The organism is Bacteroides sp. NSJ-39 (assembly GCF_014287315.1).
Classification (GTDB): Bacteria; Bacteroidota; Bacteroidia; order Bacteroidales; family Bacteroidaceae; genus Bacteroides; species Bacteroides finegoldii.
Window position 1 is genome coordinate 104,434 of sequence record NZ_JACOOB010000012.1, and the last position, 24,311, is coordinate 128,744.

Sequence of the window (24,311 nt, forward strand, 5' to 3'; positions counted from 1 at the left end):
AAAATTGTTGATTATTAATCCTCTTTAGCCGGAAGAGCTACGTCTACCCAAGTCAGTGTTGAAGAAGGGGTTGCATTATTACCATTTACGGAATAATCTTTTATTTCATCAAGACCGTCATTCAGTTTCCAATACGCTACTAATCCTTCAGAGTTAGGATCTACTTCGTATGCATGATCTTTTGCATTAATTTCTTCTTCACTTAATACACGGTTCCAAATTCGTACTTCGGCAATATCAGCATCTAACCAACGTTCATTATTGTATGAATAACCTATCCAGAAGCAACGTGGTTTGCCATTAGATTCGTCAGAATGAGGAATTCCCCAGTTAATAGCGCCAATATTCATTGGACTATTAGTAACTAATTCTCCATTGTAGTAAGCCTTTAAATTTTTTGCTTCAGCGTCATAAGTGATGACAATGTGTAACCATTCTTCCAATGGTACATCCCGATTAATGTGTATGTTTGTAGCACTTGAGGTTCCTGCTATTTGCAAGTGGTTCGCTGGCACGCCATCATCACCGAATCGGAATAGGAATTTGCCTTCAATTCCCATTAATGTACTAATGTTATGGTCAAAGCTGTGTGGGCGAATTAATGCTTCTGCTGTCATCATTGTTAAATTGTTAACTACTTCAGGATTTTTCCATTCTACATAGATATTGTTTTCTTTAATATTCGCTACTTTATTGATGAGTGACGCTCCTTTAAATACATAATAGAAAGTTTGTGCTGAAGCTAAAATGCCAATATTAGCATTGTCTATACTGACGGGGAGTATGTACACTTTGTCAATATTCAATTGATTAATTTCTTTGAAGTAGACTGTGATTGGTGCGGAGATGACACTTCCTGCAAATATTTTTCCTTCCGTATTTGAGAAAGAGTAATGTTTTTCAGGCAACATTTCCACATCATTTGTATAGTAGATATCTTTGTAAGCAGATACTAATGCAGGGTCTACTTTGATTGTAAAATTAATATCACTTTCTTCCGGTTTTGCAATTTCCAACTGGAAAGTACGTTCGTCGGATTCTATGTTAGATTTGACTAAGATGTTTTCAGGACTAACAGAACTCATGAAAATATTATTGGAGAAGTTTTCCATATCATCATTGCATCCTGTAGAGATGAAAGTCAATAATCCTAACGTAATGCCATATAATTTTTGTAGTTTCATAATAGTTTAATTATTTGGTGGGGGCTGGATTCATTATATTAATAGTCTTTTTCACATTGTGGTAATTCCCGCTTGTTTGATAATAATCATTTTGGACATTATTAATAGCTATGCCACATTTATCATATTCTTGAGTATCTGCTGTTATCCAATAAGCGGTTTCAATAATAGCCCTTTCTGTGCCTATGAAGCCTGTACTTGTGTCAGACGTGTCTAAAGAAGGAGTTGAAACAGCCATGATGAAACGGTCTGTTGGTACTCCTGTTTCCAAACAGTCTTGAATGGCAAGAGTAAATTTATTTTTATCTGTTACTTGGTACATCTCTATGATGAGATGAAGGAATTTGGATAGAATATTCTTATCTACTACATTTTGAGGCTTTCCCTGTAAAGAGAGGAATTTTCCCTCATTTTTATTAATCCAGTTTAATGCAGCATTGAAAAAGATATTTTGACTGGCAGTGTAAGCAGCTTTATCTTCGGCTGTCATATATTTCGGATTTTGTCCGATAAACTTTAGTATAATTCCATCAAAGGGGGCAGCATATGCCAATTGCTTTTCTATTTCTTTTGAAAGAAAAGAGTCAAATGTATTTTCATTTTCAGCTTCTGATTGGGTAGAAATAATGTCCTCATATTGCTTATGTATCTCATCATAACTGATGGCGTAAACTACTTTTGTACCCTTTTGTTGTAAAGTCATTATTTCTTCTTTTTCAAAAGCTGCCAACTCTGAAGGATACATCAAACCGACAATATCAATGCTGTCAGGTAGGCTTGTTATATGTTGTGCATAACTGGAAGGATTCTTTTCGCTATTATCAAACCACGCGTACACTTTTTTATGTTCCGTATCGGCTTTGTATTGGCGTAAGTTCTCCAAGTACTTGGTATATAACTCAGGATTCTGCTCCTGAATATTGGGTTGTTTGATATCTATACCTTCAATATCTGTCCAATCACTGCATGCTCCTAATGTGAAGCTTGTCGCAAAGAACAATAAGGTTGCTATTTTAAATTTATTCTTCATAATATTTAGATTTTATTCATTTGACAATCTAGGATTGCAGTCCCACCATATGTGAGTCGACATTTTATCTCCTCCTGGTAACGTACTGACAATTTGCTCTACATTAACTTTATTCGTATTATATTCTTGTTGCGGATATTTCAACCGACGGGCAAATTTACCTTCAGCAATCTCGTTGCTTTTGTTATTAGGAGTGGATAGCAATCTGGGATAACCGGTTCTGCGGAAATCTGCCCATCCTTCCAGACTTAACGGGAAATTTGCAATCCATTTTTGCGTAATGATACGTTCCAGATTAACTTCATTGTCAGCTCCTGACCATTTTACAGGAACTGCGCTTCCCGGTAATGTTACAGTATATGTGTCTTTAGGATCTTTATAACTGCTAGGTGCTGTCGTTCCTTCCAAATAGCTTTCTACGTTACTAACCCCATGTTGACCAAATGACAAACGGATACCTGCTTTATAATAATTTTCCGGTGTGTCTTTGGTATCCCATCCCAACAGGGCAGCTTCTGCTCTCAGGAACATAACTTCGGCAGCATTCATCCACATTAATGGTGCTGTAGCCGCAACATTCATATTTGAATACATTTTGGCATCAACAGCAGTATGCTCGTTTCCAATACGTAAACCATGATAACCGTTTGTTATCGATGAACCGGCAAATGTGCTCTTCAATGCATAAACAGAGCGACGGGGATCTTCATAAGCATTCATGTATGTAAGTAAGTCGGCACCGATTCTGGAGTCTCCCCAACCGAAAATAGTATAAAACGGATTGAGGGAAACTTTCATAAATGCATTATCGTCATTATTCTCCATTACACCAACCTGACCATTTTCCGTACTGATAGCTTCTTTTACCATTTGTTCTGCCAATGTAGCATCCGCATAGCGAATACGTATAGCCATACGCAGTTTTAGTGAATTGGCAAACTTTATCCACTTTTCAACTTTACCACCAAAGACTTGATCAGCATTCGGAGAAAAGTCATTTGTACGGTTGGCGGTCAAAGTAGTGATGGCATCAGATAATTCCTGAAACATTTTGGTGTAGACATCCTTTTGTGTGTCAAAAGGAGCTGTCAGTTTACCATCCTGTCCTACCTGTGAATAAGGAATAGGACCATACACATCTGTAACACGAACGATAGCTGTTACTTTTAGCACTTCCGCTACTGCCAATGGGATAGGATCGGTAGTGGATTTTTTTACTTCTGCAAGATTGGAGTAAATTTCAGGCATGATATCCAGATAGACCTTTCCGTTCCAATCTTCTGACTGATTAAAATATGAGAACGAATTTCCCCATGTTTTAGAGTCTGCCATATAGCCGCTGAAAACACCGCCCAACAAACATTCGGAGAACTGTGCCAGATGTTCTCCTACAGGCACGATTACACTTTGCATACCCACGAGTGCTGCCCCCAATTTGTGGGCATCCCGTTCCATTTCGTCATCGGTCACTTCGTATGGGTTTTTATTATAATCCATATAATTGTCTGTACAGGAAGTTATTGAGGTTATAGTCAATCCTCCTAACAGAAATAATTTTATAATTGATTTATTCATTGTACTTTAATAAAAGAGGTTAAAACTTGAATCGAACGTTGAATCCTAAGCTGCGTGCGCTGGGAGTCATGAAGTTATCAATCCCTTGGTAATAGTTGCCGGTAGTTGCGACCGCTTCAGGGTCAAATGGTGCTTTACAATACAACATCCAAAGGTTACGTCCTACCAATGATACCGTGATGTCTGCAATTCCCCATAATTTATTTTTAGGAATAGTGTATCCAATAGACGCTTCCTGCAAACGTACATTAGTTGCGCTATATGTATAGTATTGGGGAATACCGTTCTGTGCTCCGACAACCGAATACCATTTTTGTGCATTAATCACATCACTGCCATTTACGGTAACTCCACCGAAATCGCGTGCGGCAGCCGAAGCTTCAGATACTCCGTAATAGTCAAGATAAGACTGAGTTGCAGAATAAACAATGCCGCCAAAACGTGCTGAAAGCATAAAACCGAAGTTCAGATTCTTCCATTTGAAATCGTTACGCCATGAAAGATTGCATTTAGGGAATACACTGCCTAACTTAATATCTTCTGATGCTACACTGGCAACTTCTCCTTTTTCATTCACATATATGTTGCCGTTACCATCACGTTGCAGATCTTTAATGGAGTAAAGGTCTCCTAAGCTGCCACCTTTTTTCAGAACAAATTTAGCATCTCCCAAGCCACCTACTTCTAAACGATCCAATGTTATGATAGCACCTGTTTCCGGATGTTTGTAATTTTCCATCAATTCAAGTATTTCATTTTTGTTGGCACTGAAAGTAACAGTGGAACCCCATCTGAATTTTCCATTCCAATCGTTGTCGTATCCTAAAGATAACTCGATACCCTTATTGCGTACACTACCTGTTTGTACATAAATTGTAGAATATTGAGAAGACACTGAGATGTTTGGTTCGAATGTCTGGTTATATGTCTTAGTTGTGTACAATCCTAAGTCGAAGTTGAAATGGTCAAGGAAACGTGCAGTAATACCTATTTCCCATGAATTTGTCTTTTCCGGCTTTAATTCATACATTGGATAATGAGTCTTTACTGCCCATTTTTGTGCTTTCTGATCCCATTCGTATGTAGGATTTGCCAGAAAACGTGGGAAAGGAAGACCTACTGAAGCATAGGAAGCCCTTAACTTCAAGAATGAAATCTGTTTAGGCATCGGTAACAGCTCTGACAAAATCACCGAACCACCAATAGAAGGATAGAAGAAAGCACTCTTTACAGAATTCGGACCAGCTAATTGTGAAGGCCAGTCTGTACGTCCTGTCAATGTCAGATAATAGGTACTTTTATATCCTAATTCTACACTGGCGAAAATAGATTGTGTCTGTTCACGATAACCGGATTGCGAGCGTTTGGTCTTGTCATTATCCAAATGGAAAACATTGAATACATTGGCGATACCTTTTGTATCACTGATAGGACCTTCATTGCTAAATACATCTTGCCGCATATCTGAATAAGATGCACCGAGATTAGCTTGCAGGCTTAATACTTCTTTAAATGTTTTGTTAATGTTGACCATGAAGTCTGCATAAGTCTGTTTGTCATTGGTTTGGCTGATTCCATAAAGACCGTTCTTTGAATTTTCTACCAGAATTTCATTACTGGTTGCATATAATTTACGAGTATATTTGGAATCTGAATTGTCAACACGTACACGTCCTGAAACGCTTAACCAATCCAATATCTTGTAATTTAACGCTGCACTCAGCATGTAACGATCTTTATCCGTTTCGCGTAAGTTGCGATAAGCAATCCAATAAGGGTTTTGCCCGGTTAAGCCGGAAAAATCTTGTGGCCAATATTGAGTATAGATTTTACGTGTGGTATCATAACGTTCGTACATCTTAATATCATTCCAATCATCACCACGAGGGAATAAGTAAGCAGTGACGAGAGGATTGGAGTAGGTTCCCTGATTAACCATATTACGATCGTTCTGCTTGACGTAATTAGCGCTTACATCCAAAGTCATTTTATCTTTCAGAAAAGAAGTTGTGTTGCGGAATGTAAAATTATAACGATTATAATCATTATTCGGTACCATGCCGTCAGAGTTTATTGCACTTGCAGAAAAGTAAGTTTGATTACGTTCTGTTCCTGTAGAAAGAGCAACAGTTTCGGTCGTAACAACTCCCGTTTGTAAGAAATCATCTACGGGAGAATATCCCATATAATTCGCAGAATTCAATTTATGTCCCCAACTTTTTTCTACCGAAGAAGTATTGGACAGTAAATCTCCCGTGCCGTAGCGGTTCTGAAACTCCGGCATTCTGAAAGGACGGAGGAATTCTGTGTTTTGACTTACAGTTAATTGCAAACGTCCTTCTTTTCCTTTTTTAGTCGTGATAACAATAGCTCCATTGGCAGCATGGCTTCCATATAGTGCAGCTGCAGCAGCACCTGTTAATACTGACATTGATTCGATATCTTCCGGATTAATATCAGCAATAGCTTCTGTTGTTCCTTTAGAGTCATTTTCTTGACCACCTTCACTTCCTAAGTTAAACATGGGAACACCATCAATGACATATAATGCATTACTGGATTGATTGATGGCTTTTGTTCCACGCATCACAACCTTACTTGCACCACCAACACCAGAAGATGAACTATTGATAGTGACACCTGCTACTTTACCAGATAAAGCATTAATAAAGTTGGCATCTTTATTGGTGAGAAGTTCATCACTTTTTACTTCTTGTACATTATAACTCAAAGCTTTAGTTGCTCGTTTAATACCTAAAGCAGTGACAACAACTTCATCGATTACTTGTGTGTCATCCATTAATGTTATATTCAACGAAGTCTGACCGTGTAATGGAACTTCTTGGGTTTTGTACCCGATATAGGAATATACAATAATAGGATTGTTGCTCTTTGTAGTAACTTTGTAATTACCGTCCAAGTCGGTGATTGCACCGTCAGTTGTACCTTTTACCAAAATGCTGACACCAATCAATGGCTCTCCTTTTGAATCTAAAACCTGCCCTGTTATGGTGCGTTCTTTTCCTACTTGTTGTTGATTAGAATTGAGATCTTCTTTTTCCGATAAATAAATTATATTATCATCTATCTTATAAGTGACATCCTTATTATTTAAAAGCTTGCTCAGAACTTGTTCTAATGAAGCGTCTTTTACCTTGAGAGGATCAACAGTGATAGTTGATAGTTTGTCATTGTAGAAAAACTGATACTTGGACTGAGACTGAATTTGTTTGATTACAGCTCCTAGAGTTGTACGGGGAGTTGATAAGGTCAGCTGTGCAGTAGCCCATTGTAAAGGAACTGCCATAAACAGGAGAATCAATAAAGTCCGAAATAGCTTTGGCTTTCGAAGCGAATGTTTGCTTTCCATACATTTAATTTAATGGTTATACTTTTATTAAACTCTACAAAGAAGAGTGTCGACTATCTCTCCTTCTGTTAATAAAACAATGCTAATATAATAAACACTTAGTCTTATTTCTCATTTTTTTTAGAAAAATGAAAAATATCAGAAATCTTCTAGGGCTTTAGAGGCTTTTCTTACCAAGTACTTGGAGAACTTACGCCAATACAAAGCCGATGCGGAACATGAAAAAGTGTACGCGTGGTTTGATAATAGCGGAAAGAATCCAGTCAGCCGTGCGCAACATCTTGTCGATTTGCCCGATAGTCTTGATGTTGTATCCTTGTTATGTCCGGATAACTTATTGGATTGGGAAATAAGAGAAATGGCAGAAATCCGGATGAAAAAAGATACGAAAGTGATTTATGACATAAGTTTTGATTCTATAAAAGTAGCCTATAATAGGCAGCAGGGGAGTCTCTTGAATGTAGAGCCTGTATCGGAAAGGTTTGAGGATTTTCTGATGGATTCTTTGTTGAATGCGTTGAAGATTATGCAAAAATACAATTATGATGGTATTTGTGTAAGTTACACGGGGCGTAAAAGTACTCATATGACTGAAGAGGAAAGGAATGAATACATAATGAATGAGAGTCTGTTTACGGGAATCATAAAGGATTGGCACATTCGGAATTCAGGTAAACTGCTTTCATTCAAGGGGAAACCCCAGAATCTGTATTTTAAAACCTTTTTGAAGGAGTGTGATATTATTTGGGTATTGGGAACACAAGTCACTAATAAAGATATGCTCACTTATGAATATTCTCTTGCAACGGCGGAAGGTGTGGATGATATTCCGGTAGGAATGATAGTCTCTATGCCATCGTTGGACACTTCCGATAAAATAACCGGATATCTGGGAAGTGTACTTGCAGTTGATGTCGTTGCCGAATGGGCGATATTGCCTCAAGGAGGAAAACAGGTGGGAGGTGTCGGGATTCATAACGTCTCAAATGATTACTTCTATGCGGATAAAAACTATAAATATACCAAGAAAATAATTTCATCGCTTAATCCGTCAGTTAAATAAAAGGAGATTTTTAATATGAAGAAATATAACTTAATTTTCAGTCTTTTTGTATTGTTGCTGGCTGTGAATGTAATATCCTGCCAGGACGATGCCGAGAGTTTTGACAGCAAGGTGATTACCGGAGATGTGTCCAAAAAGGTTGCAACACATTTGCTTAAACCCGGTGTAGACGAAATGTTGCAGACTTTTCAGGCTACCATTCCTCAGCCGGTGGAGAGTGATATACATATTGTATATAAGGCAGAACCGTCATTGGTTACAACATATAATGAGATTTATTATGATGCAGCTGTTGCGCTGCCGGAGGATTACTACGAAGTAAAAGAGTCGAATGTCATAATTAATAAGGGAAGTGTTGTTTCTACTGATGTTGTATTGCATTTTAAGGACTTGACGGCGTTGAACAGTAATTTGGTCTATGTATTGCCTGTAACTGTAGCTGAGTCTGATTGGGAACTTTTGGAAAGCGCACGTACAGTTTATTATGTATTTAAAGGTGCTGCATTAATCAACACAGTGGCCAATATAAAAGAAAGAAGGTTGAAGCCGAATTTTCTTCATGCCGGTGTATTGATAGGCTTGAAGACAATAACGGTAGAAGCACTTGTTCGTGCCGATGAACTGAATAATAAAATCAGTACTTTGATGGGTGTGGAAGGAGGATTTCTTCTTCGTTTTAGCGATCAGGGGCTTCCGGGAAACCAGCTTCAACTTGCTACAGGTGCAGGGAATGCAACAAATTCTAATTGGACTATAGAAACGGGAAAATGGGTGCATATAGCTTTTACTTATAATGGTAATACCGGGCGGTCTGAAATGTTTGTGGATGGTGTCTCAAGAGGATATGGAAATAAGACCCTTCGTACCACAGTAAATTGGGGATACTCTTATCCGGTGGAAGATGAAACAGAGCTTAAACGCGGTTTCTGGATTGGTTATTCTTATGAAGCTGCTCGTTATTTGGATGGTGATATTTGTGAATGCCGTATTTGGAACCGTGTTTTGACAGCGGAGGAAATTCAGGCAAAGAATCATTTTTATTATGTGGATCCAAAGTCGGAAGGTTTAGTTGCTTATTGGAAATTTGACGAAGGGCAAGGAGTGAGTATAACTGATTATGCAAATGAAAACAATCTTACCGCCAATAAGGATTTGATATGGAAGCCTCTTGAATTACCAGAGAAAAATCAATAATATGAATAAAAAATGAAGAATATGAAATATCTGAATCTATTTAAATTACAATATATGGTAATCCTGATATTGGGATGCCTGTTTATCTCTTCCTGTACGGAAGAGGATATGACAGTGGGTACTGTTGATGAAAAAATATATGAATTTCATGATGAATTATTAGGGTATTTGACAGACGACAAGGGAAAACAATTGTCTTCAGATGTTGAGTTCAGATTGTCCGGTGATTTGTCATTGTATCTTAATCTGACGAAAAAAACAACATCAGATTGCACCGTATCTGTTGTTTATGATGAAAATGTGCTTGAGGAGTATAATGCCAGAAATTCTTCTTCGTATGAATTGCTTCCCCGGTCACAAGTGATATTGCCGGAGGAAGCGGTATTGGAAGTGAAAGCCGGTGAAAAGAAATCGTCTCCGTTTCAGATTTCTTTTGTTTCAAATGGTGAACTTTCAGTTGACAATAAATATGTTGTACCTTTGAAAATAAATGTGACTTCCGGCAATTTGAATTTGGTGCAAGAGGAAAATACTTGGTTGATTTTTGTTACAGATAAGACCGGTATGCCTGATTGTAACAAAGCAAGTGGTTTTAAGATATTCAGTTGTATGGAGGTAAATGATACTAACCCGCTCAATAATTTAAGCTTTACATTAAAAAATAGTAAGAAACTGTTGATTGACGCTTTGATTATGTTTTCGGGTAACATGATGTATAATAGAGAGACCGGACAGGTTACGATGAAGTATAATGGTAATGTTCAGGCGTTATTAGATAAATATGATCATTATTTGAAGCCGCTACAGGATCGTGGCATGAAAGTGCTTATGGGCATAATGCCCGATCATGATGGTTCGGGATTATGTAATTTGGCACCCGAGACTTGCCGGGACTTTGCTTTGGAAATCAAGGCAATGTGTGATGCCTATAATCTGGACGGTATTTTCTTGGATGAAGAATATGCTGATTATAGCATATATGACTTATATTTGACGGTTCCTGGATTTGTCAGACCAGCAGCGTCTGCCTGTTCGCGTCTTGCTTATGAGGTGCATAAACTTCAACCGGAAAAGGATATTATGATATATGCTTATAGTACTATTTATAGTTTACCGGCTATTTATGTGGATGGGCGTACAGTGCAATCCGGCGAATATGTAACTTATGCAGTTCGGGATTATGGTATAGCGGGTGATATGAGCTATTCTTTTCCGGGATTGCCGAAGAGCAATATGGGATTATATTCACAAGAATATACCGGTAAATTTATAGCTAGTAAGGCTAATCTGCAATGGATGGTTGATGGAGGATATAAAACGCACATGATTTTTGCTATGGATCCGTATAGACTAAATTTTGAATATCAACAGTTACCTTCCATGCAAGATATTGCAAAAGTCTTTTTTGATGATGAACTTGTGTATGATGGAGTGAAATATCCTAAGGATTGGGAATAATATTATATGTGAAAATAAAATAGATATGACTATGAAGATTATATATAAAACCATGTTACTGAGTGTCGTGGTGCTGTCGTTTTTCAGTTGTGGTAATGATGATGAACCGGGTATAGATACACCGCCTTCGAATCCCGAATTGATGGTTGCTGAAGATGCATTGTTTGTGAGAATCGGAGAAGATACTGGCGCCGAGCTTGAAGTATTACAAGGTGGTGGAGAATACAACGCTTTTTCGACTAATGAGAATATTGCAAAGACGGAGGTTGTGGACGGAAAGATCATGATAAAAGGTATCAGTATTGGCAAAACTTATATCGTGGTATCCGATAAGAATGGTTATTATGAAAAGAAACCGATACTGGTGGGCCTTACTGATGTGATAGAATTGGATAAAACAGAAGTGAAGATTGAATCTCTCCTTAATATGTCGGTATATGCAACAGTTAATATAACAAAGGGTAATGGTGGCTATAAAGTTGTGTCTGATAATCCGAAAGTAACTGTTTCTGTTTCGGAAAACGGGGCGATTACCATAATGGGAAAACCGGAAGACATAGAAACTCCTACAACTGCACTTGTGACTGTTACTGATGCTATAGGTATTACGTCTGTATTCGACGTTTGCATATCAGCACATCGTACTGATGTCCTAAAGTTAGATGAGACTAATGTGGAAGCTGAAGGGGCTGTCGGGAAGGCTTTTTCTGTAATGATAAATGTTGTAGATGGTAATGGTGGTTATAAAGTAGTATCCAATAATCCGGAAGTATCAGTATCTGTAACTATGTCAGGAGCGATTAAGGTCACAGGAATACTGAAAAGTGCAGATACGGATCTTGTTGCTACAATTACAGTTACTGATATTCTTAATTTGAAAGCGACTTGTCAAATACGCATAATACCAACAGATAATCCTTATACTGAAGAGGAAATTCAGACTATTCTTTCCAATAGTTCGCGTCGTTATTATTTAGATGATAGGGACATGATTACGCCAGGATGGAAGGTTAATTTTAAAAATGTACAGCAAAACATGAGGATAACTTATGGATGGGAATATTATGATTATCACTTCTTGTTGACATTCGGTAATGATAGGAGTGAAGGGAAAAAGATAGATGCTACTTTCTCATGTTATAATTACTATTACCCTAGCTTTATAATTTACGAGGAGGAACCTGTTGTTTTGGAAATTATAAAAAATAACGGAAGCCGTATATGGGGAGTATTCTCATTTACTAAAGATGCTGTACTGCATAGAGGGTATTTTTGTGATTCAATTTAGTTGAAATTATAAGATAAATAAAAACTTCTGCATCGGGAAATCTCCTTTTTCTTTGTTCTGCATGCAAACAAAGAGAAAGGAGATTATTGTGTTCTATTTGTTTCTTATTTACTCCAATACCAAAGAAAAGACGCTTTTAATAGCGTTCTATTTGAGACCCGGGTCTCATCACCTTTGACACCCGGGTCTCAGGTATGCCAACACCCGGGTGTCAGTACCATTGAGACCCGGGTGTCAGATAGATTGTTTATGTAATAGGGGAGAATCTAAATTATATCAGGTAATCTCTTTCCTAACGAGACAGAAGGCTGAAACCAGAATGGTTTCTTTTAATAAGAATTATTTCTCTTTAGAGAACGAATAAGGCATATCTTCCTCTTTCGTGCCTCTTTCCGTATTCGGGTGGTTGCTCATATCTACTTTGATAATACCACCTTTGAATAAATCTCCGTGACAAAGATAATTCTTGGTATAATCTGTTCCGTTGAAACTCATGGAGTTAATATAGACATTCTTCTTGCTGTTGTTCGGAGCGTCAATCACCAGGCTGTTGCCGTTTTCAAAATGCAGTGTGGCTTTCTTGAATAGCGGAGCACCTATGATATATTCGTCCGTTCCCGGACAAACAGGGTAGAAGCCCAATGCGGAAAATACATACCAGGCGGAAGTCTGCCCGTTGTCTTCATCACCGCAATAGCCGTCCGGTGTCGGAGTGTACATCCTGTCCATAACCTGACGCAACCAGTATTGAGCTTTCCAAGGCTGGCCTGCGTAATCGTATAAATATATCATGTGTTGGATGGGCTGGTTGCCATGTGCATAGTTCCCCATATTCATAACGGTCATTTCGCGGATTTCATGAATCACCTGTCCGTAGTAGCTTTCATCGAAAACGGGAGGTACAGCGAATACGGAATCCATCATAGTAATAAATTCATCTTTCCCGCCCATCAGGTCAATAAGTCCTTGAGGATCGTGAAATACAGACCAAGTGTAGTGCCAACTGTTGCCTTCCGTAAAGGCGTCACCCCATTTCAGCGGAGAGAACGGAGATTGGAATGTACCGTCCGCATTGCGTCCGCGCATCAGTTTAGACTCCTTGTCGAAAAGATTCTTGTAGTTCATGGCACGTTTTGCGAAGAGGTTAATCTCTTTCTTCGGGCGTTTAAGTTCTTTTGCCAGTTTATAAATGCACCAGTCATCGTAAGCGTATTCCAAAGTGCGGGCAGCGTTCTCATTGATTTTTACGTCATACGGAACATAACCCAGTTTGTTGTAGTATTCATGTCCTAGGCGTCCTGTTGAAGAAACTTGAGGATGAACATTCTCTGTCCCGTGAAGCAAACCCTCATACAAGGTTTTGATATCGTCTACTCTGACGCCTTTCATATAGGCATCCACTAAGATGGAAGCGGAGTTATTGCCCACCATACACCCTCTGTGTCCGGGACTTGCCCATTCGGGGAAGAATCCGCTTTCTTTGTACGTATTGATAAGTCCTTCCTGCATTTCCTTGTTGATGGAAGGATACATCAGGTTCAATAATGGGAACAGGCAACGGAATGTATCCCAAAAACCTGTGTCGGTATACATATAACCCGACAATACTTGTCCGTTGTACGGGCTGTAGTGAATAGGTTTTCCTGCTGCGTCCAGTTCGTAGAATTTACGCGGAAAGAGTAAGGAACGGTACAGACATGAATAGAATGTACGATATTGGTCAAGATTTCCACCTTCCACTTCTATCTTGCCCAAAACCTGATTCCAAGCTTCTTTCCCTTTCTTGGCTAGCTGTTCAATATTGTCTTTGCCCAACTCTTTCATATTGGTGGCAGCCTGCTCGAAGCTGATAAAGGAAGAAGCGATGCGGGCGTGCACCTGCTCACCTTTATGTGTACGGAATCCGATAATGGCTCCGGCATGATCAGTCGTTTGTTCTGCAACGTTTTCGTGCAGATTGCCGTTGGCTACCGTTGCTTTATAAGTAAAGGGCTTGTCGAACTCGATGATAAAGTAATTCTTGAAGTTCTCGGGAACTCCTCCGCTATTGCGGGTAGTATAGCCGATGATCTTGTTTTCTTCGGGAATCACCTTGATATATGAACCTTTGTCGAAAGCGTCTACCACAATATATGAATGATCGTTTTCCGGGAAAGTAAAACGGAAAAGAACGGCACGTTCCGTCGGTGTCATTTCTGTCACTATATCATGTTCGGCAAGATATACCTTATAATAATAGGGAGTGGCTGTTTCTCCTTTGTGAGCAAACCAACTGGCGCGTTTTTCTTCATCAAACACGGGTTTTCCGACTATCGGCATGATGGAGAATTGTCCGTAGTCATTAATCCACGGGCTGGGCTGGTGCGTTTGTTTGAAACCGCGAATCTTATTGGCAGTATAGGTGTATTGCCATCCGTCTCCCATTTTTCCTGTTTGGGGAGTCCAGAAGTTCATTCCCCAAGGACGGGCGATGGCGGGATAAGTGTTACCTGTTGATAACTCAAAGGAGGACTGCGAACCCATTAGCGGATTGACATACTGTGTCCAGTCTTTCGCTTTGGCAAAGAGTGTACAACCAAGTACACAAGCAATTAATAATATTCTTTTCATGGTATATGTGTTTTGTTATTAGGTTTGTCGGTCATACTGATTTCCATTGTTCCACCATTTGCTATATCCTGATGATTGAAGAATGGAGTATCCAAAGATTTGCCGTTCAGTGATATGCTTTCAATGTATTTATTCTCTTTGGAGTTGTTTTTAACTATTATACTGAATGTCTTATCTTCGGGCAGATTGATCACTGCTTTGTCGAAAGCTGGACGTCCGATAGAATATACCGGTTTTCCGGGACATACCTGATAGAATCCCATGGAGTTGAGAACGTACCAGGCAGACATCTGACCGCAATCCTCATTACCGGATAATCCATCTACACTGTTGGCATACTGACTACGATAAACACTATCCACCAATTCTTGAGTTCTCCATGGACGGTTCACGTAATTGTATAAATGAATCACATGATGGCTGGGTTCGTTGCCATGTGCATATTGACCGATAAGTCCGCTAATGTCTGACGATGTTGTTTCGCCTTCGAGTGATGAATCGGCTGTGAATAACGAATCGAGTTTCTGAACGAATGCGTCTTCTCCACCCATCAGATTGACCAGGCCCTCTATATCGTGAGGTACAAACCAAGTCCATTGCCAGGCTGTTCCTTCACAATAATCATCGTTGCGATGGGTTGATGCACGCGGATTGAATGGTGTGCGCCATTCACCTTTCGAATCAAGTCCGCGCATGAAACGAGTTGATTTGTCGAAATAGAATTCGTATGCTTTGGCAAAACGTTCGTATTTGGCTTTGGATTCAAAATCGTTCATAGCTTCTGCGAAGATAGAAATACACCAATCGTCATATGCATACTCCAAGGCTTTGGCTACGGATTCGTTTTCGCGGTCGCAGGGAATATACCCAATCGCATTTTTATAATATTTCGCTTTCGGCATGAGATGAGGCAGTACCAAGTCCGGGCATTTGATACCGGTGGTATCATATTCGGCTGCACGCAGACAGGCTTTATAGGCTTCTTTTGCATCGAAGTTACGGTATCCTTTCATGTAAGCATCCACTATGACGGGAACAGCATGATAGCCAATCATGGTGCCTGTATAGTTGGAAGCCAAATCCCACATCGGGTATATTCCGCCTTCCTGGTGCTTCTTTATCAGTGAATTGATAAACTGGTTATTCAGATCGGGGTCGATAATCGTCATCAACGGGTGCAATGCACGGAAGGTGTCCCATAAGGAAAATACTGTATATACGGGATTGACGGTATCTCCCTGATGTACTTCGAGATCCATACCTAAATAACGTCCGTCTGCATCGCTGAACAGATTCGGGCTGATTCCTGTGCGATAGAGAGCGGAGTAGAAGATGGTCTTGGCTTCCTTGTCGGAAGTTGTAATATCAATTTTCGACAGATATTGATTCCATGCCTGGCGTGCGTCTTTGCGTACTTTATCAAAATCCCATCCGGGAATCTCTGATTCGACATTCTTGCGTGCACCTGCTATGTCGACGGCAGAGACGCCTACTTTCGCAAGTATTTGTTCATTCTTCTTTGTATTGAAATGCAACAGGGCTTTGCAGACAGGAAGACGTTTGCCGTCGTCCATGGTGATAGAGTCTGTTATCAATGTGTAAGAGAACGGTTGGGAGAATTTGGCATAGAAATTAATATATTGGTCGAAAGCCCAATAGGTCGTTTTCTTATGTCCGCATATTTCCGTGTCACTGATTACTTCTATTTCCATCTCCGAGTTTGTCTGTCGTTGCAGGCTGTAATCTAAATCGATGATTAAGCCGGATTCCGAACTTTCGGGGAAAGTATAACGGTGGATAGCGCCACGTTTGGTGGCTGATATTTCAGCTTTTACCTGGTAAGTATCTAGAAAAACAGCATAATATCCCGGTTCGGCTACCTCATTTTCGTGAGAAAAAGAAGAGGCATAGGCTAGTACTTGACTTTGAGGATCGGTAGTCAGGTATTGTTGTTTGCCTACAGTTGGCATGAACAATACGTCCCCATAATCACAGCACCCTGTGCCGCTGACATGTGTGTGGGAGAAACCATTGATTGTAGAATCAGCATAATAATAACCGGAACAGGCGTCCCAACCGTCAATCCGGGTGTCCGGACTGGGCTGAATCATGCCGTGGGGAACTACTGCGCCGGGAAAAGTATGTCCATGTCCACCGGTACCGATGAAAGGGTTGACGTATGCACTATAGTCTTTTACGTTAGTGGGGGCTGTGCAGGAGCTAAGTGTAAATAAACCTCCTAAACATCCTACTAGAAGGAATGTTTTTAATTTCATGGTATTAATAGCTTTTTAGTTTCACACCTTATATTTCTTATTTAGGAGAAATAAAGATATTGTTTCCGACAATCTTATAATCAATAGGTATGGAGTTCTGCAATGATTTCAGTACGGATTCGATGTCGGACTTCCGTTTCAGTACACCGGAGTAAGTTTTGTCCGGTTTCATATCGGGAGACAGAATAATCTTCACATCATAGAAACGCTCCAATGTTCTGGTTATTGTGAATATATCGGCTTTTTGGAATGGAATCAGGTTGTCATGCCATACTGCATCCAACTTGGCGTCTACTTGTTTTACAGTCAGTCGGCCGTTGCTTTTGTTCAGTTCCGCACGCTGTCCGGGAGTAAGGATAATTTGTCCCTCTTCCTTGTTCCCTTTTACTTCTATTTCGCCTTCAATCAATGTTGCTTCGGCTACCCGGCAACGCTTGTCGCATTTGAAGTTGAATGTTGTACCCAATACGCATACACGCATGGCGTCACTTTGTACGGTGAATGGCTTATGACGATTTTTGGTAACTTCGAAGTAAGCTTCTCCTTCCAAATGTACATTACGTTCTTTTTCGGAAAACTCGCGCGGGTACTTTAAGGTAGCCGAGTTGTTTAACCAGACTTTGGTCCCGTCCGGCAGAACGACTTCCTTCACAATACCTTCATTGGCAACTGCAACCATCATTTGCTGGTCGGTTCCATTGTGATAAAACCAATATCCGATTCCACCGCTGATGGCAAATATGATAGCAATGACTGCTGCATATTTCATCCAACGACGCATACGCAGTATTTTATTCTGTTTTCCTTTCTCCTCGTCCAGTTTCTTATAAAGTCGTTTTTCTGCACGAAGCATCCGTTGCCCGTCGGCATATTGGTCGAATTTACCTAAATGATAAATTTCTTCCATACGAAATAACTGACGGGCATTCTCTTCCGATTCCTTCATCCAAGCATTCACTTCGATAAGCTCTTCTTCGGAGCATTGTCCGGTCAGGTATTTATTGATTATATCTTCACTTAGATTATTCATTTTCTTTTCCTTCATATTAATAATACAATTCAGAACATAAAAACACTTACCAATCTCTCTATAAAAATAAGAAAAGAATTATCCAAAGCGGCTCGAGGCGGCTGCGCAAGTACTTCAAGGCCTTGTACATATGGGCCTCTACCGTGCGGAGTGAAATACCGAGAACATCGGCTATCTCCTTGTTTTTCATTTCGTGCAGATAGCTTAACTTGAAAACTTCCTTGCACTTGTCCGGCAATTCATTAATGGCGTTGTAGATTTCTTTACGGAGTTCTCTGTCTTCAATTCGCCGGATTATTTCATTGTTGTCCGGCTGATAGAATTCTGCACGTTTCTGGTTGATTTCTTCCATAGCAGCACAGTAGCCGTCTTCCACATTGCGATGTTTCAACACGTTGAGGGCGCGGGTATAGACGGCACGGTAGAGAAAAGCCTGTATCTGGTCGCCTATCTCTATGCTGTCTTTCCGTCTCCATAGCTCCACAAAGACATCCTGTACCACGTCTTCCGCCTCCTCTTCCCCTACCAGGCGGGTAGCGTAGAAGATGAGGCTGGGGTAGTACTTGCGGAATAATGCTTTGTAGGTTACATCGAAGTTTTCATTCATTCTCTCAATAGATATTAGTTCAGATATACTTAAGGTCGTTTTTCCTCGAATATGACTCCGATTGTTTTTGGGGTACTGCCCATCTCGAATTCTATGGTGGCTCCACTCATGATTTGTTCATGGGTGATATACGTTTTGTCGTAGGGGTGTCCGTTTACTTTGGTTGACTGTATATAGATATTCTTCTTGTTTACATTAGGAGCTAGTACGGTAAATGTTTTACCGTTTGTCAGATGCAACTGCATTTCCGGGAAGAGCGGGGTCCCTATTTCGTACTTGCCGCTGACCGGATTTACCGGATAGAAGCCCATTGCGCTGAATACATACCATGCCGACATTTGCCCGCAATCTTCGTTGCCGCAAAGACCGGCAGGCTCGTTCTTATAAAGTTCGTTCATTACTTTTGCTACGTAATATTGAGTCCGTTCATTGAAGCCTATTGAATTGAAAAGGTAGATAACATGATGGCTCGGTTCGTTTCCATGTGCGTATTGACCGATCATTCCCGTACTGAACAGTGGAAGTTCGGCGTCTGCTGCCGGATGATAGGTGAACATACTATCCAGTTTCTCGGCAAATCTGTTTTTGCCGCCTACAAGGTCTATCAATCCGTCGATATCGTGCTGTACTGACCAAAAATACTGCCATCCGTTGCTTTCGCAGATGTGTGGAGTATAGTCATCGGCTTTGAAACCTTTGATAAAGCGCCCCTTGTCATCGCGCGGTTGCATGAAAGAGGTTTCCGGGTTATAAAGATTTCTATAGTTCCGGGAACGTTTGTAGAATGTGTCCGCAATGTCTTGTTTGCCCATCTTCTTAGCCATTTCGGCAATACAGTAATCATCGAAGGCATATTCCAAGGTTTTAGATAATGACCAGTTCTCAGCGTTGTAATGGTCTGTCACGTTGTAGGGAATATATCCTAATTCTTTGTAAAGCCCGATACCGCGATAACTGTCCAGATTAGCGGTCGCAACACAAGCGTTCAATGCTTTCTCCGCATCAAAATCACCGATACCTTTCAGATAGGCGTCTGCGATGACAGGAACGGCATGATAGCCGATCATCATGTCTGTTTCACTTCCGTAGAAGTTCCATACCGGCAACCGGTTATTTTGCTCGTAGAAGGCAATGAAAGATTTTATCATGTCGTTGACGCGCTCCGGCTCTGTGTAAGTGAAGAGAGGATGGGCTGCACGATAGGTATCCCACAGGGAGAAAGTGCTGTAGTTCACCCAGCCGTCTGCCTGGTGCACTTTCTTATCAGGGCCGTAGTAAGCGCCGTCCACATCATTGTAGATGGTCGGGGCAATCATCGAATGATAGAGAGCGGTGTAGAAGTTTACTTTGTCGTCTTCGTTACTGCCTTTTACTTCGATTTTACCAAGTTGGCGGTTCCAATTCGCTTTCGTTTCAGCCAGGTATTTATCGAAGTCGTTTTCGGGGACTTCCGCTTGCAGGTTTTTGGCTGCACCGTCCATGCTTGTGCCGGAAATGGCAGTGTTGACGAGAATTTGCTCACCTTCTTTGGTGTTGAAGTCGAAGCGGGCGATGACGGCTGTACCGATACGTTTGTTGTCTTTGATAATAGCCGTAGTGTCCAGTTCCATTTTCTCGAAAGGCTTGGAGAAACGGGTGCGGAAATAGATGTGCTGGTCGCGTGCCCAGCCATCGGAGAAACGGTAGCCTTGAATGGTAACGGAGTCTACCTTTTCGATATAAGAATCATTAGTGAAGTCCCAATTCATAGCCTTTTTCAAATTTAGGAAGATGGCGGATTGGGCTTCGGGAAAGGTGTAACGTTGGATACCGCAACGTTCGGTTGCAGTCAGTTCGACGTTGATATTGTAGTCTTTCAATCGTACTTGATAATAACCTGCGTAGGCACTCTCATCTTCATGAGAAAATTTGGAATGAATGCCTAGAGGCGCTTCCGCTTCTTTATAAGGAAGGGTGACAGGCATGAAAGAGATGTCGTACAGATCTCCTGCTCCGGTACCGGAAAGGTGGGTGTGGCTGAATCCGGCAATGGTACTGTCCGGATAGAAATAACCGGAGATGCGGTCCCAGCCGGGAAGTCCGTTGTCAGGGCTGAGCTGCACCATGCCGAAAGGAGCTTGAGCACCGGGATACGTGTTTCCGGTGAAGTCGGTTCCGATGAACGGATTTACGTACAATGTGTAATCTGTTTCGTGTTTTTCTTGCGTAGGGGTACAGGAAACCAGCATGCAGGTTAACAGCAAGCATAGATAAATAGGCGTTCTCATTGCTCTTTAGGTATTAGTGATTACTTATTTTATTTATTTGAAGGATAAGAAAATAATTAATCTGTTGGCAAAGATAGAAAATCTTTTCTAGATGTCTTATAACAATGAATTTATTTTGTCGGTTTCTCTCGGTTCTTATCTTTAGCTTTTTTATTTAGCAGTTGAATAGTTCTTAAATATTCCTGTTCGACAGGTGACAGTGTGCGTACTTCGAATTTGTGGTATTCTTGGGTCGCTTTATCCATCGCTTGATTATGGCTGACATTACCTGCTCCTTACATTCGAACCTGTCGGAATTTCCGACAGGTTGATATTTCATCTAATTCTCTTTCTTCATAAATATGTTTGATGTGTTCCACCACATTGGTTCTCGGGTTCTCTAAGTTTGATAAAGATCGGATAGTTGCTGTTAGGAAAGCCACACGGTCTCCTCTTCCATTCTTACTTCTATACGAGTTTGCCCGTCTTCGGTTTGGTATATGATTATGTTACTTTTATTCGGTTCCATATATGTTTTTTGTCATGTGATTATGATAATAAGACACTATCCTCAAACAATAAAGAGAAACTTGTTGTCCCCCAAGTTTCTCTTTATTATAAACTAGACTTTCAGTTTTCTATTTTAGATTCCTGCCAGCTCTATCACTTTTTCAACTGCTGCCGGTAGTCCGTCGGCATTCTTACCTCCGGCGGTAGCAAAGTGCGGTTGACCACCGCCGCCACCTTGAATCAGCTTGGCGGCCTCTTTCACCAAGTTGCTTGCCTTCAGGCCGGTTGCTACGAGGTTGTCGCTCAACATGACTGTCAACATCGGTTTGCCATTGTCCGTGCTTCCGGCTACGAAGAACAAGTTTTCCGTAATTTCACCGCGAAGTTGGAAAGCAATGTTCTTCACCACTTCTGCAGGCAGTGGAGCGCAAAGCTTAATAACCTTGACACCGTTTACTTCCTGTATATTTTTCAACAGTCTTTCTTTCAAGGCTGCTTCTTTTTCTTTCATGAAGTCTTCCACCTGCTTCTTCAAACCTGCGTTTTCGTCAATGTATTTACGGATAGCGATACCCAGATCCGGAGTATTGTTGAAGAGGGCTTTCAAGTCATTGAGGGTGTCTTGAATAGTGTCCAGCATTTCTTCTACCCGTGCTCCTGTGTAAGCCTCGATACGGCGGACACCGGCAGCAACGGAACTTTCGGAGATGATTTTCACCATACCAATGTTTCCTGTAGCAGCTACGTGTGTACCTCCACAGAATTCGATGGAAGATCCAAACTGTATCACACGCACTCTGTCGCCGTACTTCTCGCCGAAGAGAGCGATAGCACCCAGCTCTTTCGCTTCTTCGATAGGAATATTGCGGTATTCCTTCAAAGGAATGTTGGCACGTATCTTGGCGTTGACAATGTGCTCTACCTTGCGGATTTCTTCATCGGTCACTTTCTGGAAATGAGAGAAGTCGAAACGTAAGGAATCCGGTGTAACCAACGAACCTTTCTGTTCTACGTGTTCACCCAAAACTTCACGGAGAGCGGCGTCCAGTAAGTGAGTGGCCGAGTGATTGGCTGCGCAGGCAGCGCGTTTGTCGGTGTCTACACAGGCCATCATCGGAGCTTCCAGATGTTCGGGTAACTTTTTGGTAATATGTATCGGAAGGTTGTTTTCTTTCTTGGTGTCGATCACTTCAATTGTTTCGAACTCGCTTACCAACACACCGGTATCACCCACTTGACCACCGCTTTCCGCATAGAACGGAGTATAGTCTAGTACAATCTGATACAAGGTTTGGTTTTTTTGCCTGATCTGGCGATAGCGAAGAATTGAAGCTTCGTATTCCGTATAGTCGTAACCGACGAATTCGGTCGTCCCTTCTTTCAGCGTGATCCAGTCACCGGTTCCGATTGCGGCAGCGTTACGGGCACGTTGCTTCTGCTGCTGCATCTCTTCGTTGAACTCTTCGATGTTGACGATCATACCGTTTTCACGGAGAATCAGTTCTGTCAAGTCGAGCGGGAACCCGAAAGTATCATATAAGGTAAAGGCGTCTTTACCGCTGATTTCTGTTTTTCCGGCAGCTTTGGTATCTTCCATTGTTTTATCCAACAGACGGATGCCTGTCTCCAATGTGCGGAGGAATGATTCTTCTTCTTCTTTGATTACCTTTTCAATCAATGTCTTTTGTGCAATCAGTTCCGGATAAGCCTCACCCATATTCTCAATCAGCACAGGAAGCAACTTGTACATGAATGCTTGCTTCTGTCCGAGGAATGTATAGCCATAACGGACGGCACGGCGGAGGATACGACGGATCACATAACCTGCTTTAGCGTTGGAAGGTAACTGACCGTCTGTGATAGAGAACGCAATGGTACGGATGTGGTCGGCAATCACACGCATGGCGATATCTTGCTGCTTGTCTTTTCCGTATTCAGTGTCCGACATGGCTGCAATCGCTTTCAGCATTGGCTGGAATACGTCCGTATCATAATTGGACGTTTTGCCTTGGAGTGCCATACAAAGACGCTCGAATCCCATACCGGTGTCGATCACTTTTGCGGGAAGCGGCTCAAGACTGCTGTCTGCCTTGCGGTTGTACTGCATGAATACGAGATTCCAGATTTCAATCACCTGCGGATGATCATGGTTCACGAGGTCGCGACCGGAAATCTTGGCGCGTTCTTCTGCCGGACGAAGGTCGATATGAATTTCGGAACAAGGTCCGCAAGGTCCTGTATCACCCATTTCCCAGAAATTATCGTGCTTGTTGCCGTTGATGATATGGTCTTTCGGCAGGAATTGTTCCCAATAGGAAGCGGCTTCGTCGTCACGGCTCAATCCTTCTTCGGGACTTCCTTCGAATACGGTTGCGTAGAGATGTTCCGGATTCAGTTTCAAGACATCTACCAGATATTCCCATGCCCAACTGATGGCTTCTTTCTTGAAGTAATCGCCGAACGACCAGTTACCGAGCATTTCGAACATGGTATGATGGTAAGTATCGTGTCCTACCTCCTCCAAATCATTGTGCTTTCCGCTTACGCGCAAACATTTCTGAGAGTCCGCGACTCTTTTGTATTTCGCCGGGTGGTTGCCCAAAATAATATCTTTAAACTGGTTCATACCCGCATTGGTAAACATCAGGGTAGGGTCGTCTTTAATCACCATTGGAGCCGACGGAACGATGTGGTGTCCTTTCGACTCAAAGAAATTCTTGAATGAATCTCTGATCTCTTTTGCAGTCAACATATAATGAAGAATTATGAGTTATGAATTATGAACTATGTGGCTGTGGGATATGAGAGAAGGGAGGAATCTCCAATAAATCATAAATCACAGCTCATAAATTCGTAAAAACAGTGCAAAG

General features: G+C 41.1%; 14 protein-coding genes and 1 pseudogene. 4 read left to right on the forward strand and 11 right to left on the reverse strand.

The genetic code is table 11. The features are described from left to right. Positions 1-14: 14 nt before the first annotated feature. From H8S63_RS13995 to H8S63_RS14010, 4 genes are read right to left on the reverse strand one after another with little or no spacing between them, the layout of a single operon-like run. Entirely contained in the window at positions 15-1,184 is a 1,170-nt protein-coding gene (locus tag H8S63_RS13995; RefSeq protein WP_186927149.1) for a DUF1735 and LamG domain-containing protein, read from the reverse strand. A gap of 10 nt (positions 1,185-1,194) precedes the next feature. Next, positions 1,195-2,214, reverse strand: a complete 1,020-nt coding sequence (locus H8S63_RS14000; RefSeq protein ID WP_186927150.1) for a glycoside hydrolase family 18 — start codon at positions 2,212-2,214, stop codon at positions 1,195-1,197. Between the two features lie 12 nt (positions 2,215-2,226). After that, on the reverse strand, positions 2,227-3,789 hold the full coding sequence (locus tag H8S63_RS14005) for a RagB/SusD family nutrient uptake outer membrane protein (RefSeq protein WP_186927151.1): 1,563 nt from the start codon (positions 3,787-3,789) through the stop codon (positions 2,227-2,229). A gap of 19 nt (positions 3,790-3,808) precedes the next feature. Continuing rightward, positions 3,809-7,159, reverse strand: a complete 3,351-nt coding sequence (locus H8S63_RS14010) for a SusC/RagA family TonB-linked outer membrane protein (RefSeq protein WP_186927152.1) — start codon at positions 7,157-7,159, stop codon at positions 3,809-3,811. Positions 7,160-7,340: 181 nt separating this feature from the next. Here H8S63_RS14010 and H8S63_RS14015 point away from each other — a divergent pair, with 181 nt between their 5' ends. Genes H8S63_RS14015 through H8S63_RS14030 form a run of 4 tightly spaced genes read left to right on the forward strand, consistent with a single transcriptional unit; the run spans position 7,341 to position 12,162 of the window. Continuing rightward, positions 7,341-8,222: a glycoside hydrolase family 18 gene (locus H8S63_RS14015; protein ID WP_186927153.1), complete on the forward strand. Its 882-nt coding sequence runs from the start codon at positions 7,341-7,343 to the stop codon at positions 8,220-8,222. A gap of 15 nt (positions 8,223-8,237) precedes the next feature. Next, positions 8,238-9,416 carry a DUF1735 and LamG domain-containing protein gene (locus H8S63_RS14020; RefSeq protein ID WP_186927154.1) on the forward strand — a complete coding sequence of 393 codons (1,179 nt, stop codon included), beginning with the start codon at positions 8,238-8,240 and terminating at the stop codon, positions 9,414-9,416. 21 nt (positions 9,417-9,437) lie between these two features. Next, positions 9,438-10,874 carry a BT_3987 domain-containing protein gene (locus tag H8S63_RS14025; protein WP_255467669.1) on the forward strand — a complete coding sequence of 479 codons (1,437 nt, stop codon included), beginning with the start codon at positions 9,438-9,440 and terminating at the stop codon, positions 10,872-10,874. Positions 10,875-10,926: 52 nt separating this feature from the next. Continuing rightward, on the forward strand, positions 10,927-12,162 hold the full coding sequence (locus tag H8S63_RS14030; protein ID WP_186927156.1) for a hypothetical protein: 1,236 nt from the start codon (positions 10,927-10,929) through the stop codon (positions 12,160-12,162). Between the two features lie 339 nt (positions 12,163-12,501). Here the strand turns inward: H8S63_RS14030 and H8S63_RS14035 are convergent, their stop codons facing one another. The 7 genes and pseudogenes from H8S63_RS14035 to alaS form a co-directional block, all read right to left on the reverse strand. Next, positions 12,502-14,772, reverse strand: coding sequence for a GH92 family glycosyl hydrolase (locus H8S63_RS14035; protein WP_186927157.1), 2,271 nt, complete (start codon positions 14,770-14,772; stop codon positions 12,502-12,504). Beyond that, complete coding sequence (locus H8S63_RS14040) at positions 14,769-17,048, reverse strand: GH92 family glycosyl hydrolase (protein ID WP_186927158.1); 2,280 nt, start codon at positions 17,046-17,048, stop codon at positions 14,769-14,771. The genes H8S63_RS14035 and H8S63_RS14040 overlap by 4 nt, the downstream gene beginning before the upstream one ends. A gap of 37 nt (positions 17,049-17,085) precedes the next feature. Beyond that, positions 17,086-18,093 (reverse strand): FecR family protein, encoded by a 1,008-nt coding sequence (locus tag H8S63_RS14045; RefSeq protein WP_186927159.1) that lies wholly within the window; start codon positions 18,091-18,093, stop codon positions 17,086-17,088. A gap of 43 nt (positions 18,094-18,136) precedes the next feature. After that, positions 18,137-18,685: an RNA polymerase sigma-70 factor gene (locus H8S63_RS14050; RefSeq protein ID WP_186927160.1), complete on the reverse strand. Its 549-nt coding sequence runs from the start codon at positions 18,683-18,685 to the stop codon at positions 18,137-18,139. Positions 18,686-18,714: 29 nt separating this feature from the next. Beyond that, on the reverse strand, positions 18,715-20,952 hold the full coding sequence (locus H8S63_RS14055; RefSeq protein ID WP_186927161.1) for a GH92 family glycosyl hydrolase: 2,238 nt from the start codon (positions 20,950-20,952) through the stop codon (positions 18,715-18,717). A gap of 281 nt (positions 20,953-21,233) precedes the next feature. Continuing rightward, positions 21,234-21,460: pseudogene (locus tag H8S63_RS20385) on the reverse strand (cell filamentation protein Fic); the annotation flags it as partial. A gap of 114 nt (positions 21,461-21,574) precedes the next feature. Next, positions 21,575-24,193, reverse strand: a complete 2,619-nt coding sequence (gene alaS, locus H8S63_RS14060) for an alanine--tRNA ligase (RefSeq protein ID WP_186927162.1) — start codon at positions 24,191-24,193, stop codon at positions 21,575-21,577. Between the last annotated feature and the right edge of the window lie 118 nt (positions 24,194-24,311).

Excerpts from the sequence above, each read along its gene's own strand:
- H8S63_RS13995 (WP_186927149.1), bottom strand. The coding sequence starts at position 1,184 with ATGAAACTACAAAAATTATATGGCATTACGTTAGGATTATTGACTTTC.
- H8S63_RS14000 (WP_186927150.1), bottom strand. The coding sequence starts at position 2,214 with ATGAAGAATAAATTTAAAATAGCAACCTTATTGTTCTTTGCGACAAGC.
- H8S63_RS14005 (WP_186927151.1), bottom strand. The coding sequence starts at position 3,789 with ATGAATAAATCAATTATAAAATTATTTCTGTTAGGAGGATTGACTATA.
- H8S63_RS14010 (WP_186927152.1), bottom strand. The coding sequence starts at position 7,159 with ATGGAAAGCAAACATTCGCTTCGAAAGCCAAAGCTATTTCGGACTTTA.
- H8S63_RS14020 (WP_186927154.1), top strand. The coding sequence starts at position 8,238 with ATGAAGAAATATAACTTAATTTTCAGTCTTTTTGTATTGTTGCTGGCT.
- H8S63_RS14025 (WP_255467669.1), top strand. The coding sequence starts at position 9,438 with ATGAAATATCTGAATCTATTTAAATTACAATATATGGTAATCCTGATA.
- H8S63_RS14030 (WP_186927156.1), top strand. The coding sequence starts at position 10,927 with ATGTTACTGAGTGTCGTGGTGCTGTCGTTTTTCAGTTGTGGTAATGAT.
- H8S63_RS14035 (WP_186927157.1), bottom strand. The coding sequence starts at position 14,772 with ATGAAAAGAATATTATTAATTGCTTGTGTACTTGGTTGTACACTCTTT.
- H8S63_RS14040 (WP_186927158.1), bottom strand. The coding sequence starts at position 17,048 with ATGAAATTAAAAACATTCCTTCTAGTAGGATGTTTAGGAGGTTTATTT.
- H8S63_RS14045 (WP_186927159.1), bottom strand. The coding sequence starts at position 18,093 with ATGAAGGAAAAGAAAATGAATAATCTAAGTGAAGATATAATCAATAAA.
- H8S63_RS14050 (WP_186927160.1), bottom strand. The coding sequence starts at position 18,685 with ATGAATGAAAACTTCGATGTAACCTACAAAGCATTATTCCGCAAGTAC.
- H8S63_RS14055 (WP_186927161.1), bottom strand. The coding sequence starts at position 20,952 with ATGAGAACGCCTATTTATCTATGCTTGCTGTTAACCTGCATGCTGGTT.
- alaS (WP_186927162.1), bottom strand. The coding sequence starts at position 24,193 with ATGTTGACTGCAAAAGAGATCAGAGATTCATTCAAGAATTTCTTTGAG.